General features: G+C 64.6%; 14 protein-coding genes. 7 read left to right on the top strand and 7 right to left on the bottom strand.

Annotated features, from left to right (window positions below):
• Position 1 precedes the first annotated feature (1 nt).
• The 4 genes from nuoC to R6258_RS04095 all read right to left on the bottom strand — a co-directional run bounded on the left by nuoC (position 2) and on the right by R6258_RS04095 (position 3,678).
• Positions 2-1,777, bottom strand: a complete 1,776-nt coding sequence (gene nuoC / locus R6258_RS04110; protein ID WP_318447756.1) for an NADH-quinone oxidoreductase subunit C/D — start codon at positions 1,775-1,777, stop codon at positions 2-4.
• Between the two features lie 40 nt (positions 1,778-1,817).
• Complete coding sequence (locus R6258_RS04105) at positions 1,818-2,498, bottom strand: NADH-quinone oxidoreductase subunit B (RefSeq protein ID WP_318447754.1); 681 nt, start codon at positions 2,496-2,498, stop codon at positions 1,818-1,820.
• Positions 2,499-2,595: 97 nt separating this feature from the next.
• Positions 2,596-3,003, bottom strand: a complete 408-nt coding sequence (gene ndhC / locus R6258_RS04100; protein WP_318447752.1) for an NADH-quinone oxidoreductase subunit A — start codon at positions 3,001-3,003, stop codon at positions 2,596-2,598.
• Positions 3,004-3,249: 246 nt separating this feature from the next.
• The gene (locus R6258_RS04095; RefSeq protein WP_318447750.1) at positions 3,250-3,678 is read right to left on the bottom strand and encodes a YqaA family protein; all 429 of its coding nucleotides are present in this window, start codon (positions 3,676-3,678) and stop codon (positions 3,250-3,252) included.
• Between the two features lie 60 nt (positions 3,679-3,738).
• On the opposite strand from R6258_RS04095, the gene thiD reads away from it, so the two are divergent.
• Together thiD and R6258_RS04085 are read left to right on the top strand one after the other, a co-directional pair.
• Positions 3,739-4,551: a bifunctional hydroxymethylpyrimidine kinase/phosphomethylpyrimidine kinase gene (gene thiD, locus R6258_RS04090; protein WP_318447748.1), complete on the top strand. Its 813-nt coding sequence runs from the start codon at positions 3,739-3,741 to the stop codon at positions 4,549-4,551.
• A gap of 105 nt (positions 4,552-4,656) precedes the next feature.
• Positions 4,657-5,508 (top strand): universal stress protein, encoded by an 852-nt coding sequence (locus tag R6258_RS04085; RefSeq protein WP_318447745.1) that lies wholly within the window; start codon positions 4,657-4,659, stop codon positions 5,506-5,508.
• Between the two features lie 122 nt (positions 5,509-5,630).
• Here the strand turns inward: R6258_RS04085 and dctP (R6258_RS04080) are convergent, their stop codons facing one another.
• The gene (dctP, locus tag R6258_RS04080) at positions 5,631-6,593 is read right to left on the bottom strand and encodes a TRAP transporter substrate-binding protein DctP (protein ID WP_318447743.1); all 963 of its coding nucleotides are present in this window, start codon (positions 6,591-6,593) and stop codon (positions 5,631-5,633) included.
• A gap of 271 nt (positions 6,594-6,864) precedes the next feature.
• Here dctP (R6258_RS04080) and dtd point away from each other — a divergent pair, with 271 nt between their 5' ends.
• Together dtd and R6258_RS04070 are read left to right on the top strand one after the other, a co-directional pair.
• Positions 6,865-7,302, top strand: coding sequence for a D-aminoacyl-tRNA deacylase (dtd, locus tag R6258_RS04075; protein WP_318447741.1), 438 nt, complete (start codon positions 6,865-6,867; stop codon positions 7,300-7,302).
• 26 nt (positions 7,303-7,328) lie between these two features.
• Positions 7,329-8,108 carry an SDR family NAD(P)-dependent oxidoreductase gene (locus R6258_RS04070; protein ID WP_318447739.1) on the top strand — a complete coding sequence of 260 codons (780 nt, stop codon included), beginning with the start codon at positions 7,329-7,331 and terminating at the stop codon, positions 8,106-8,108.
• 21 nt (positions 8,109-8,129) lie between these two features.
• On the opposite strand, the gene R6258_RS04065 is transcribed toward R6258_RS04070, so the two are convergent.
• On the bottom strand, positions 8,130-10,064 hold the full coding sequence (locus R6258_RS04065) for an ABC-F family ATP-binding cassette domain-containing protein (protein ID WP_318447737.1): 1,935 nt from the start codon (positions 10,062-10,064) through the stop codon (positions 8,130-8,132).
• A gap of 53 nt (positions 10,065-10,117) precedes the next feature.
• Between R6258_RS04065 and R6258_RS04060 the strand changes: the two genes are divergently transcribed.
• The 3 genes from R6258_RS04060 (at position 10,118) to R6258_RS04050 (ending at position 12,750) form a co-directional block, all read left to right on the top strand.
• Positions 10,118-10,657 (top strand): TIGR02444 family protein, encoded by a 540-nt coding sequence (locus tag R6258_RS04060; protein WP_318447735.1) that lies wholly within the window; start codon positions 10,118-10,120, stop codon positions 10,655-10,657.
• 135 nt (positions 10,658-10,792) lie between these two features.
• Entirely contained in the window at positions 10,793-11,422 is a 630-nt protein-coding gene (locus R6258_RS04055; RefSeq protein WP_318447733.1) for a TRAP transporter small permease, read from the top strand.
• A 44-nt stretch (positions 11,423-11,466) separates the two neighbouring features.
• Positions 11,467-12,750: a TRAP transporter large permease gene (locus tag R6258_RS04050; protein WP_318447731.1), complete on the top strand. Its 1,284-nt coding sequence runs from the start codon at positions 11,467-11,469 to the stop codon at positions 12,748-12,750.
• Positions 12,751-12,993: 243 nt separating this feature from the next.
• On the opposite strand, the gene dctP (R6258_RS04045) is transcribed toward R6258_RS04050, so the two are convergent.
• Complete coding sequence (gene dctP / locus R6258_RS04045; protein WP_318447729.1) at positions 12,994-14,022, bottom strand: TRAP transporter substrate-binding protein DctP; 1,029 nt, start codon at positions 14,020-14,022, stop codon at positions 12,994-12,996.
• Positions 14,023-14,122: the final 100 nt, after the last annotated feature.

Here is a 14,122-nt window from a genome sequence, read left to right as displayed (position 1 = left end):
GTCAGCGATCCACGTCGGCCATCACGAAATCGATACTGCCCAGGTGGGCAATCAGGTCGGGCACGAAACCACCGCGCATCACCGCCGGAATCTGCTGAAGATGCGGGAAACTCGGCGTGCGGATGCGCGTGCGGTAGCTCATGGTATTGCCGTCGCTGGTCAGGTAGTAGCTGTTGATACCCTTGGTCGCCTCGATCATCTGCTGCGACTCGTTGGGCTTGAGCACCGGCCCCCACGACACCTGCAGGAAGTGGGTGATCAGGGTCTCGATGTGCTGCAGCATCTTCTCGCGCGGGGGCGGCGTGGTCAGCGGATGGTCGGCCTTGTAGTCGCCGGTCGGCATGTGGTCGATGCACTGCTGAATGATGCGCAGGCTCTGGCGCATCTCCTCGATGCGCAGCTGGCCGCGGTCGAAGACGTCGCCGTTGGCGCCCAGCGGCACTTCGAAATCGAAGTTCTCGTAGCCCGAATAGGGACGCTTCTTGCGCAGGTCGAAATCGCAGCCGGTGGCGCGCAGGTTGGGGCCGGTGACCCCCCAGGCGAGCGCCTCGCGGGTGGTGTAGGCGGCCACGTGCCGGGTCCGCTCGCGGACGATGGCGTTCTCCATCATCGCCCGCTCGTACTCGCGCAAGCGCTTGGGCATCCAGTCGACGAAGCCCTGCACCAGCCGCTCCCAGCCCTTGGGCAGGTCCTGGGCCACGCCACCGATGCGAAACCACGCCGGATGCATGCGAAAACCGGTGATCGCCTCGATCACTTCGTAGGCCTTCTGGCGGTCGGTGAATGAGTAGAACACCGGCGACATGGCGCCCAGATCCTGCAGGTAGGTGCCCAGAAACAGCAGATGGCTGCTGATGCGGAACATCTCGGCCATCATGATGCGGATGGTCTGGGCCCGCTCGGTCACCTGAATGCCGGCGAGCTTCTCCACCGCCAGGATATAGGGGAAGTTGTTCATCACCCCGCCGGTATAGTCGACGCGGTCGGTATAGGGAATGTAGCTGTGCCAGGACTGGCGCTCGCCCATCTTTTCGGCGCCGCGGTGGTGATAGCCGATATCCGGCACGCAGTCGACGATCTCTTCGCCGTCGAGCTGCAGGACGATACGGAAGGCGCCGTGGGCCGAGGGGTGGTTGGGCCCCAAGTTGAGGAACATGAACTCGGTGTCGGCGTTGCCGCGCTGCATGCCCCAGTCTTCGGGCTTGAACTTCAGCGCCTCCTGCTCGACGTTCTGACCCTCGACGGTCAGGGTATAGGGGTCGAACTCGGTGGCCCGCGCGCCATGATCCTTGCGCAACGGATTGCCCTGCCAGGTCGGCGGCATGAGGATCCGGGTGAGATGCGGGTGGCCCCGGAACTCGACGCCGAACATGTCCCACACTTCGCGCTCGTACCAGTTGGCGTTGGGGTAGATCGACACACAGGTGGGAAGCGCCAAGTCATCCTCATGCAGCGCCACCTTGAGCATCACGTCGCGATTGCGCGATATCGACAGCAGCTGATAGAAGACCGTGAAATCCGATGCCGGCAGGCCGCGCCGGTTGCTGCGCAGACGCTCATCGATCGCCGACAGATCGTAGAGCATTTCGAACGGCTCGGGCATGTCGCGCAGGAAGCTCAGTGCCTCGGTGAGTATCTCGCGGGCCACCCACAACACCGGCATGCCGGTCAGCGTCGCCTGCTCGAGGATGGCTTGATCGCCGAAGCGCTGCTTGAGCGCACCGACGACAGGATCGTCGGCGGCCGTCGAATCGATGGTCGGTGTGGCAACGCTCATGAAGGTGAACTAGCTCCTGCAACGAAAGGTGAAGGCGCGCTCAGATGCTGTCGGGCGTACGCAACTCGGTGGCCTGGATGCGCCGATCACGATGCTTCTCGCGCTGCGAAGGCATTTCGGCGCGGTAGACCCCCTGATCGCCGACCACCCACGACAAGGGCCGCCGCTCCTCCTGGATCGAGTCCTGGAGCAGCTGCAGGCCCTGCAGGAAGGCCTCGGGGCGCGGCGGACAGCCGGGCACGTAGACATCCACCGGCAGGAACTTGTCGACACCCTGGACTACCGAGTAAATGTCGTACATGCCCCCTGAGTTGGCGCAGGAGCCCATCGAGATCACCCACTTGGGTTCGAGCATCTGATCGTAGAGCTGCTGGATGACCGGTGCCATCTTGATGAAGCAGGTGCCGGCGATGACCATGAAATCCGCCTGGCGCGGGGAAGCGCGAATCACCTCGGAACCGAAACGGGCGATGTCGTGCGGCGCGGTAAACGCCGTGGTCATCTCCACGTAACAGCACGACAGGCCGAAATTGTAGGGCCACAGAGAGTTCTTGCGCCCCCAGTTGACGGCCGAATTGAGCACGTCTTCCAGCTTGCCGGTGAAGACGCTGCGATGGATCTGCTGCTTCATCGGGTCGTCCTCGACCCGCTGGCGCTCGCCCAGCGGATAGCGCGCATCCGCTGCCACAGCGTCTTCGGCACGCGTGAGGGTGTAAGCCATGCATCTCCTCCAGCTAGCGGCTAGCTGCCACGTCGTTATTGAGCATCCGGGGCCGGTGTCGAACGGGCCTGGCTGTGCCAAGACCGGAGCGTCCGGGTCAGGAACCGGGGTCGCGCATCTTGCGCCTCGGGGCCCAGTCGAGGGCACCGACACGGCTGTCGTAAACCAGCCCGGCGAGCAGGATGAAGATGAACACCGCGGCCCCCAAGAAGCCGGCCCAGCCCACCTCACGCACCGACACGGCCCAAGCGAACAGGAACACGGCCTCGATATCGAAGATCACGAAGAGCATCGCGACCAGGTAAAACTTGACGGAAAAGCGTTGGCGAGCACTACCCGTACCCACGATGCCGGACTCGAACGGCAGGGACTTGCTGCGCCCCTTGCTGCGCCCACCGAGCAGGCTGGCGGCACCGATCATGAAGGCGCACAGAGCGACGACGGCAACGACGAACAAGCCGACGGCCCAGTATTGCGCGATGATCGCGGTAGCGTTCTGGTTCATGCATTCCCTCGTTAAAACCATGAACGGCAGGCAGACCCGATCACTCAGCGATCATTGATTGTAGTTCTTGAGGCCTGGCATTTGACCGTACGGGTTAAGCATAGGAGATCATTAAAGAATTGTCAGAGGCAAGCGGTACTTTCGGCGCACCCGGATGACTGAGAAACATTCGTACTTATTGATATCCGACCCGCTCACTCTATCGGCAGCCACGGGGCATTCTTGAGCTTGAGTCCTGATAGCGATTCAGCACAGCGGCGCCAGCCAGCGTGCGGCCAACCATAGCAACACGGCGTAGCGCATCCCCTTGGCGATCAGGATCAGCAGGCTCGCGCGCCACCAGGACAGGCGCATCACGCCGGCCAACACGGTCAACGCATCGCCCGCCAGCGGGGCCCAGCTCAACAGCAGGCTCCATGCACCCAGCCGGGAGTACCAGCGCTCGCTGCGCGCCAGGGCATGCGCCGAGACGGGGAACCAGCGCCGTCCCTGGAAATGACGGGCATAGCGCCCCAGGGCAACGTTGACCAGGCTACCTAGCGTGTTGCCCAGCGTGGCCACGCCCCATAGCGCCAGCGGCGGCTCGCCGAGGCACCACTGGCGCGCCAGCCATGCTTCCGAGCCGCCGGGCAGTACGGTGGCGCTGGCCAGCGCGATCAGGAACAGGCTCAGCATGGCCGATACCCCGGCCAATGCACTAGGCTATAGTTTTTCCAACTCAATCTGCATCCGCTAATGTCCGCGACTCCTCGTATCGCCAATGTATTGACCATTGCCGGCTCCGATCCCTCGGGGGGCGCCGGCATCCAGGCCGATCTCAAGACCTTCTCGGCGCTGGGCACCTACGCCACCAGCGTGATCACCGCGCTGACCGCGCAGAACACTCGCGGCGTCAGCGGCGTGCAGCCGGTGCCGGCCGCGTTCATCGCCGAACAGTTCGACACCCTGCTCGACGACGTCGTCATCGACGCCGTGAAGATCGGCATGATCGCCAGCCGCGAGGTCGCCGAAACCGTGCGTGCGTGTCTGGAGCGCCGTAGGCCGCGCTGGGTGGTGCTGGACCCGGTGATGGTCGCCAAGAGCGGCGATATCCTGGTCGACAACGAGGGCATCGAAGCGGTCCGCGACGTGCTGGTGCCCTGTGCCGACCTGATCACGCCCAACCTGCCCGAGGCGGCGGTGCTGCTCGGCACCGACACACCGCGCGATGTCGACGCCATGCAGGCATTGCTCCCGCGACTGCTCGACCTGGGCGCGCCGAACGTCCTGCTCAAGGGCGGCCATCTCGACGGCGAGCGCTGCCCGGACCTGCTGGGTTCCGCCGAGGGCTGCAGCTGGCTCGAGGCCGAGCGCATCGCCACGCACAATCTGCACGGCGCCGGCTGCACACTGTCCTCGGCGATCACCGCCCACCTGGCCCGGGGCGAACCGCTGGTCAGCGCGGTTCAGCATGCCAAGGTGTGGCTCAGCCAGGCGCTGCACGCGAGCGAGCGACTCGACGTCGGACGTGGCCAGGGACCGGTGCATCACTTCCATGCCTGGTGGTAACCGACCGGAACTTGCAGACCGCGACAGGCCGCACCATGCTTCCAATCACGCTTGCGAGATCATCGCCGGCCGACCCGCCGAGTGAAACCATGGGAGGATGCCGTCATGCCTCAGACCCTGCTGTTCGCCTGTGATCTTTCCGCCGAGAATCGCGCGGCCTTCGCCCGGGCGGTGCGCCTGGCCGTGGACAACGGGGCGCGCCTCGATGTGCTGCATGTGCTCGATCCGCACTTGCCCTACCAGGCGCTGCGCGATCTCGAAGGCGCCGTGGTCGCCGATATGGAACGCACCCTGCAGGACCTGCGCGAGGATTATGCACTCCCCGAGCCGGAGGTGCTGATTCAGACCATGACCGGCGACCCGTATGCCGAGATCGTGCGCGAGGCCCATGAGCGCGAGGCCTCGCTGATCATGCTCGGCGCCCACCGCAAGCGCGGCCAGCCCGACCTGGTTGGCGGCACGACCCTGGCCCGGGTGATGCGCAGCGCGCCCTGCCCGGTCTTCTCGGTCAGCCACTCGCCCGATCAGCAGTGGCGCGACATCCTGGTTCCCATCGACTTTTCGCTGGCCGGCCGTCAGATCCTGCGCCAGGCCCTGACCCGCTTCCCCGAGGCTCGCCTGACCCTGCTCTATGCGTGGGACATCCCCGGCGAACACGAGCTCGCCTCGAACAGCGACTACGCCCGCTGGCGCGATCGCGAACTCGCAGGGCTGCGCCGTCAACTCGAGCGCGAGGTCGACTCGCTGCTCGATGAACTGGGCGACGTGCCGGAACTCGAACTGGTACTCGAGCAGGGGGATCCGAGCGAGGTCCTGATGAGTCGTCTGCGCCGCCTGCCCCCGGATCTCCTGGCGCTGAGCAATCAATACCGCCGAGGCCGGGATCATCCCAACTCCCTCAACGAGCAGCTACTCGCCGACCCCCACTGCGACCTGATGATCTGCCGGGCCTGGTAGCGGACCTCCCGCCATCGACTGACCGGACCCGACCGGACGCACGCTCGCCATGCAGAAGGCCCGGCAATACGCCGGGCCTTCGTTCTTCGGCCATGGGTCGCGGCGATCGGCTACCGCTTCTCTCACTCGACTGCCGCCTGCTCGGCTGCCTGAATGTCCTTTTCGAGAGTGTCCAGAATCCGCTTGCCGCGCTCGCCGGCCCGTTCGATGAAGATGTCGCGGACCGGCATGCTCATCTCGCGAAAAGCGTCACGCTGCTCCTCGCTGAGCGTGGAGATCTGGATATTGCTGTCCTGCCTAATGGCTTCGAGACGCTCTTCGTTGAACCGCGCCTGCTTGTCGAAAATGTAGCTGCGCATGCTCTCGGCGACCTCGCCGAGCATCTGCCGCCGGTCGTCCGGCAGGTTCGCGTAGAAGTCCTCGGCGGCCACCAGGGTGGTGATGAACTGCGCCTGCTTGGCCTGGATCAGGTAATCCTGAACATCATAAAAGCCCATCTCCTCGATGGCGAAGATCGGGTTGACCTGGCCGTCGATCTGCTCGAGCTCCAGCCCCGAATAGACCTCGGAATAGGGCATCGGCACCGGATTGGCGCCATAGGCACGGTAGGACTCGATCAGGATCGGCGAGGCCATGGTGCGAATCTTGAGGCCCTTCATATCCTTGGGCGTCTGGATCCGGCGATCGGCGGTCCAGGCCATCCAGCCCTCGGGAATGACCCCGAGCAGTTCGAGATTCTGCTCGCCGTAGGCCTCCTCAAGCATGCCGATGGCCTTGGAGCTGCCCAGTACCTTCTCGTTGACCGCGTTATCGTCCGAGAATAGGAAGTGCAGGGTGAACACCCCGGTTTCGGGGATCAACGAAGCCAGATGGCCCGGTGACGCAAAAGCCAGTTGGATGGCGTTCTGCTGCAGCAGTTCGGTCAACTCCGAGGACGTACCCAGCGACCCATAGGGGTAGATTTCGACCCTGACATCGCCGTTGGCCTTCTTCTCGATGCGCTTCTTGAATTCCTTTGCGTAGGCATCCTGCACGCTGCCATCGACCTCTTCGAGGGCGAAACGCCAGGTTTGCGCGTGAGCCATGCTCGCGAACGGGATCCCAGCGATGGCGACTACGGCGACCAGAGCGGTTCTCCAGAGCATATCGTTACCCTTCCGTGATGATGGCTTTGCCTATGACAGCTTGATCGAGGGCTTGCCGTAAATCCACCGGCTCGGCGACACCGTCCTTCATCATGCCGCGTTCGCCGCACTGGTCATCCCTGGTCCGCAGCGGTTCGGAACCCGGGCGTTAGCCGCGCCCGGGACCATGCTACGCTCGTCTGCGAACGAATTTTTTGCTATCAGGATTCTCATGCGAGCATTGATCCAGCGCGTCGAGCGCGCCAGCGTCGCGGTCGACGGGCAGACCATCGGCGCGATCGATCACGGCCTGCTGGCGCTGATCGGCGTGCAGAAAGGCGACGATACGACGCGCGCCGACAAACTATTGCACAAGCTGCTGCACTACCGGGTGTTCGGCGACGACGCCGGCAAGATGAACCGCGACCTGATGCAGGTCGACGGCGGGCTGCTACTAGTCTCGCAGTTCACCCTGGCCGCCGATACCGGCAAGGGCCTGCGGCCGAGCTTTTCCAGCGCCGCACCGCCCGACGAGGGCAAGCAACTATTCGATTACCTGCTCGACGAGGCGCGCCGGGCCTGGCCGCGCGTCGCCAGCGGCGAGTTCGGCGCCGAAATGCAGGTCGCGCTGGTCAACGATGGACCGGTGACCTTTCTGCTGGAAACCTGAGTATCCGTCCATCCGAGGAGCCCCTTATGACCGACCATCGACTCGCTCTGATCACCGGCGGCGCGCAGGGCATCGGTCGCGGCATCGTCGAATACCTGCTGGCCCGCGGCTGGCGGGTCGCCACGTTCGATCGCGACGCGGCGGCGCTCGCCGAACTCGAGGCCGCGCATCCCACCTCACCGCTGCTGGCCCTGTCAGCCGATGTCGGTGACGAAACGGACGTCGAGGACGCCTTCAGCCGACTCCAGGACTGGCAGAACGCGCATGAACAACCGCCGGGACTCGACCTGCTGGTCAACAATGCCGGCATCGCCGATCCCGAGAGCGGGCCGATCGAAGCGCTGTCGCTGAGTGACTGGCGGCGCTGGCAGAACAGCCACCTCACCGGCGCGTTCCTGTGCACCCGCGCGGCGGTCGCCGGTCTGCGCATCCGTCATGGCAGCATCGTCAATATCGCCTCGACCCGCGCCCTGCAGTCCGAGCCGCACTGCGAGGCCTACGCCGCGGCCAAGGGCGGCCTGCTGGCGATGACCCACGCCCTGGCAATCAGTCTCGGCCCCGAGGTGCGCGTCAACGCCCTGTGCCCGGGCTGGATCGAGACCGGCCCATGGCAGAAGAGCAGCGCCCGCAGCGTGCCCGAGCATCGTCCCAGCGACCGCGAACAGCACCCCGTCGGCCGGGTCGGCGAGCCCGAGGACATCGCCGCCACGGTGGCCTTCCTGGCGAGTCCCGAGGCCGGCTTCATCACCGGCCAGCACTTGGCGGTGGATGGCGGCATGACGCGCAAGATGATCTATGCCGACTGATGTCCTCGGCGCGAGCCGGACTCAGCTTTCGCCGACCAGCTCGGCCTCCAGCCGTTCCAGCTTCTCCTCGGCCTCGAGCCACGCCTGCTCGAGCGCGTCGACCTCGGCCTTGAACTCGCCCTGGCGAGCCAGCAGGTCGGTCAGTTCGGTCTTGCGGGCCGTATCGGTGTACAGCTCGGGCTCGCCCAGCGCCGCCTCGAGCTCACCGAGCTTGCTCTGGGCCTCGCCCATGCGCCGTTCGATCTTGTCGCGCTCGCGCTTGAGCGGGCGCAGTTTTTCGCGCAATTCGGCGGCGGCACGCCGCGAGGCCTTGCGATCGGCCGGCGGCGCCTCGGCCGTCGTGGCGCCGGCCTTCTCGGCCCGCGCCTCGCGCCGCGCACCCTCGAGGCGCGCCTTGAGCCAGGCCCGGTAGTCGTCGAGATCGCCGTCGAACGGCGTCACCCGGCCGTCGGCGACCCGCCAGAACTCATCGACCGTGGCGCGCAGCAGGTGGCGATCGTGCGAGACGATGATCACCGTGCCCTCGAAAGCCGCGAGCGCCTCGGTGAGCGCTTCCCGCATCTCCAGGTCGAGGTGGTTGGTGGGCTCGTCGAGCAGCAGCAGGTTGGGTTTCTGCCACGCCACCAGCGCCAGTGCCAGGCGGGCTTTTTCACCGCCGGAAAAGCGTCCCACCTCGCCGAAGGCGTCGTCGCCCTTGAAGCCGAAGCCACCCAGGAAATTGCGGACCGCCTGGTCACTGGCGGTCGGCGACAGGCGCTGCACGTGCATGAACGGGGTGGCGGTGAGGTCGAGCCCGTCGAGCTGGTGCTGGGCGAAGTAGCCGATCTTCAAGTGCTCGCCGGGCACCCGCTTGCCGGCCAGCAACGGCAAATCGCCGGTCAGCGACTTGATCAGCGTCGACTTGCCGGCGCCATTGGGGCCCAGCAGGCCGATGCGCTGACCGGGCAGCAGCGTCAGCTTGACGTCATCGAGCAGCGCCGAGACGTCGCCGTAGCCCAGCCGCGCCTCGTCGAGCACCAGCAGCGGATGCGAGGTCTTGTCGGCGGACGGCAGCGTGAAGTGGAACGGCGAATCGACGTGCGCCACGGCGATGGTCTGCATGCGCTCGAGCATCTTCAGCCGGCTCTGCGCCTGGCGCGCCTTGGTCGCCTGGGCGCGAAAGCGCGCCACGAAGCGCTCGATCTCCTCGCGCCGCGCCTGCTGCTTGGCCGCCTCGGCCTGCTGCTGGGCGAGCTTGTCGGCGCGGGTGCGCTCGAAGGTGGTGTAGTTACCGCTGTAGAGCGTCAGCCGGCGCTGGTCGACGTGAACGATGTGCTCGCATACCGCGTCGAGGAAGTCGCGGTCGTGGGAGATCAGCAGCAGCGTCCCGGGGTAGCGCGTCAGCCATTGCTCGAGCCACAGCAGCGCATCCAGGTCGAGGTGGTTGGTGGGCTCGTCGAGCAACAGCAGGTCGGATGGCATGAACAGCGTCTGGGCGAGATTGACGCGCATCCGCCAACCACCCGAGAACGATGCCAGGGGGCGCTCGAGGTCGTCCTGGGTGAAGCCCAGGCCAACCAGCAGTCGCGCGGCCCGGGCCGGCGCACTGTAGCCGTCGAGCGCCTCGAGCCGGCCGTGCAGCTCGGCCTCGCGATGGGCCTCGCCGTTGGCGCTGGCGGCCTCGAGCGCAGCCTGGGTACGACGCAGTTCACGGTCGCCATCGAGCACGTAGTCGAGGATCGAGCGCGACAGCGACTCGACCTCCTGGGCCATGTGGGCGATTCGCTGGCCGCCGGACAGGCTGACCTCGCCGCGGTCGGGGGCCAGTTCGCCGAGCAGCAGCTTGAACAGGCTCGACTTGCCGCTGCCGTTGGCACCGACGATGCCGGCCTTGTGACCGTGGTGCAGGGTCAGCTCGGCGTCCTCGAACAGCGGCTGGGTGCCGCGTTGCAGGGCCAGCTGGCGTAATGCGATCATGCCGTTCTCCCGTCGACTCTGAAGGCTGCAGGACACACTGTCCGTCGTCGCTAATGACCGACCATTGTACCCAATCCCCCTTCGCCGTGACCGCCCCCGATGCACTCTGGCGCTATGCCTTGGCAACGTATGGCGATCCGGCAATCGCCAGCGCCTGCCTCGTCCTGCAGGATCGGGCCGACGCCGACGTCTGCGAACTGCTATGGCTGGGCTGGCTGGATCACCTCGGCCTGGTGACGACCCCCTGCGTCTGCGAGGCCCTGGCGCCGGTCCGCGAGCATCAGACCCGCCGGACCTATCCCCTACGCGCGCGACGTCGCGCCCTCAAGCCCCATGCCCGGCCCGGCTCGCCACTGGCCGACTGGCGAGAACGGCTCAAACACGCCGAGCTGGCGGCCGAGCGCGAGGCGCTGGAGCAGTTGCAGGCCCTGACGCGATGCGGCGAAGGCATTCGTCCTTGGCGCTCGTCAGACGGTGACCTGCAGACCCGCCTGGCAAGCCATCTGGGAGGCCATCTCGACGACACGCTCGCCGGCGCGCTGATGACTTTGGCAGTCGGCCTGCAAGCGATTCGGGAGCCGGGCGGCGTGTAGCGCTGTTGCAACAAAGGCTGTAACTTCAAGTGAGCGATTCGTCTTCGTCCATGGGCAACGTTGTCGGTGGCTTTCGGGCTAGAGGCCAGCCACTGTCGGCGCGCCACTCCTGACATAACAAGGAAAGCTTGCGACATGACTCCAACATCCCCCTCCTCCGGCGATCGCCAGAAAAAACCCGCCGGTCTGCTGCGCATCCTGAGCGTCCTCGATCGGGGCCTTGGCGTGATCGAGCGAACTATCGTGGCCGGTAGTGTACTGGTCATGGCCGCGCTGATGAGCGCTCACGTGGTCGGCAACATCATCTTCGGCAGCGGTATCGCCGGCACCTACGAAGTCACCGAGATGCTCATCGTGGTAATCACCTTCGTCGGTGTCGGCTATGCTGCACGGCACGCCCGCCATATCAGCATGTCGGCCTTCTACGATCAGTTAAGCGGTCGGCTGCGCAAGGCGTTGCTGATCCTCATTTGTCTGGGCACGGCGGTGCTGATGTTCTACTTCGCCTACAAGTCTACCGAGTACGTCATCACCATTCAGGAGCGCGGGCGCGCCAGCGCCTCGTTGGGCATTCCGCTGTGGATTGTCTATCTCGCGCTTCCCGTCGGCTTCACCCTGGCCGGTGCCCAGTACCTACTGACCACTGCGCGCAATTTCGTGAGCGATGATATCTACCGCTCTTTCAACGAAAAGGAAACGTATTCCGAGGTGCCCAACGACGATGACGATTCGCCGGATAGCGACGCGTCGAAGCGCGATGCATAGCCACTCAACAACACCAATACCATGCTAGACACGAGGATTATCTCATGCTCATTTGGCTAGGCGTGATCATGCTCGTGCTTCTCCTTCTGGGGTTCCCGATGATGGTTCCCTTGGCGGCGGGCACGCTTTATATGATGTTCACCGGTATGACCTTCTTCGGCCCCGATCAAGCGGTCAGCTGGATGATCAACGGTGTGGGCAGCTGGGTGCTGGCCGCGGTACCGATGTTCATCTTCGCCGCGGATATTCTCACCAAGGGCCATACGGCCAATCGGCTGCTGGATGTGGTCGATGCCTTCACCCGGCACATCCGTGGTGGCCTGCCCATCACCACCGCCGCCTCCTGCGCCTTGTTCGGCGCTGTTTCGGGCTCCACCCAGGCAACGGTCGTAGCGATGGGCGGGCCGATGCGCCCGCGCCTGCTGGCCCGCGGCTATTCTGACAGCTTCACCCTGGCGCTGATCATTAATGCCAGCGACGTCGCCTTGCTGATTCCACCCAGCATCGGCTTCATCGTCTATGGCGTGGTGATGAAGACCTCGATCGGCGACCTGTTCCTGGCCGGCATCCTGCCGGGGCTGTTGATCCTCGGCCTGTTCTCGCTCTACTGCTATATCGATTCGCGCCTCAAGGGCATCGAGCCTGAACCCAAGGCCACCTGGAGCGAGCGCTTCCACGCCATCCGGCGGGTGATCCTGCCGCTCGGCTTCCCGGTGTTGGTCGTCGGGGGCATCTATGGCGGCTTCTTCAGCGCCGTCGAGGCCTCGGCAGTGGCCGTGGCCTATGCCCTGATCCTGGAAGTGGTCATCTATCGCCAGGTCTCGATCCGCGATCTCGGCAGCCTGGCCCTGTCCACGGGCATGATCACCGCCGTGGTCTTCATCCTCGTTGCCATCGGCGCCGCCTTCTCCCAGACGCTGGGCACGGCCGGCGTGCCGGAGCAGATCCTCGGCCCCATCATCGATGGTATCGGCGACAGCCAGTTCCTGGCGCTGCTGCTGATCGCCGCCGCCTTCTTCGTCGGCTGCATGTTCGTCGACCCCATTGTGGTGATCCTGATCCTGGTGCCGATCTTCAAGCCGCTGGTCCAGTCCACCGGGCTCGATCCGGTGCATGTCGGCGTCATCGTCACGCTGCAGGCGGCTATCGGCTCGGCGACGCCGCCGTTCGGCTGCGACATCTTCACGGCCATCGCCGTGTTCCGCCGCCCCTACATGGACGTGATTCGCGGCACGCCGCCGTTCATTGCCATCCTGCTGCTGGCGACCCTGATCCTTATCCTGTTCCCGCAGATATCCCTGCTGCTGCCCTCGCTGGGCGGCGATTGATCCCGTCGGCCCGGCCCAGTGCCGGGCCGCCTCGCTTTGCGCCGTGCGTCACGCTCATCCACCACCACACCGGCCGCCCTGCCATGTGGCGGCTGTTTGTCGAGGCCTGCAACTTATGCCACGGCTCCGCCCCCGGGGCTGGAGCGACGCCTTCGTACGGACAAACGAAACTGCCCGGAAGCTCTCGCTTCCGGGCAGTGAGTCGACGGGCCAGTCACCCTGGCCGGCACGTTGGTTTTGCGATCAGGAGCCCTGGTTGCCCTGAGCCTGCTTGATCTGCTCGAGCAGGATATCGAGCGACTGCTTGCCACGCTCACCGGCCATGTCGACATAGACCTGGCGAACCGGCTTGGCGAGTTCGCGGAACTTGGCGCGCTCTTCATCATTCAGCTTGATGACGTTGATATCACTCTTTTCCTTGATGGTGTCGAGACGCTCTGAGTTGAACTGCGTCTGAATATCGTGCCCCTTCTGGACCATTTCATCCAATGTGGAGTCGAGCATCTGACGCTGCTCGTCGGACAGCCCTTCATACCAATCGAGATTACCGATCAGATTGGCGATGAACTGCGACTGGTCTGCGAAGATCATGTAGTCCTGAACTTCGTAGAAACCCATGTTCTCGTGCGCGAAGACCGGCTGGATATTGCCTTCGGCCTGGCCCTGTTGCAGAGCGCTGTACAATTCACCATAAGCGATGGTGATCGGTGCCGCGCCGTAAGCCTGATAAGTCTTGCGCAGCAGGCTGTTGTCCATGACGCGAATCTGCAGCCCCTGCATGTCTTGCGGAGTGCGGATCTCCTTGTTGGCGGTCCAGACCTGGTAGCCCTCGGGTAGCGCGCCCAGCGGCACCAAGTCGCGCTCGCGGTACGACTGCTGCCAGGGATCGCTCTTCAGGAAGGCGTCGGAGTTGAGTATCTTCGCCGTTTGGAGCTGGTCATTGGGCATGACGAAGTTGAGACTCATCAACTGGCTTTCGGGTACCGTGCCGCCGAGAAAGCCAGAGCCGAAACCGATCTGGATCGCACCATTCTGGATGGCATCGTAGAGCGCCGAGTAGCTAGAGCCCCAGGAACCGTAGGGGAGAAGTTTCACGGTGATATCACCGTCGCTCTTCTCCTCGATCATCTTCTTGAATTCTTCGGCGTAGCTGTACTGAACACTGCCTTCGGTCTCCTCGAGGCCGAAGCGCCAAGTTTCGGCGAATGCCGATGAAGCGACACTCACCATACCCAAAGCGGTAACACCGATCACGATATTGCGCATTTGCATCACGTTCCCCTTTATTGTCGATGTCAATCCAGAAAAGAGCAAAGCCATGGCAATGTCAAGTCGGAGCCCGGGAGCGCATGGATGCGGAACCCGACACGCC

The organism is Halomonas sp. HP20-15 (assembly GCF_033446685.1).
Taxonomy (GTDB): Bacteria; Pseudomonadota; Gammaproteobacteria; order Pseudomonadales; family Halomonadaceae; genus Modicisalibacter.
The sequence above is the reverse complement of the archived record's forward strand: the minus strand, read 5'-3'. Positions and strand labels throughout refer to the sequence as shown.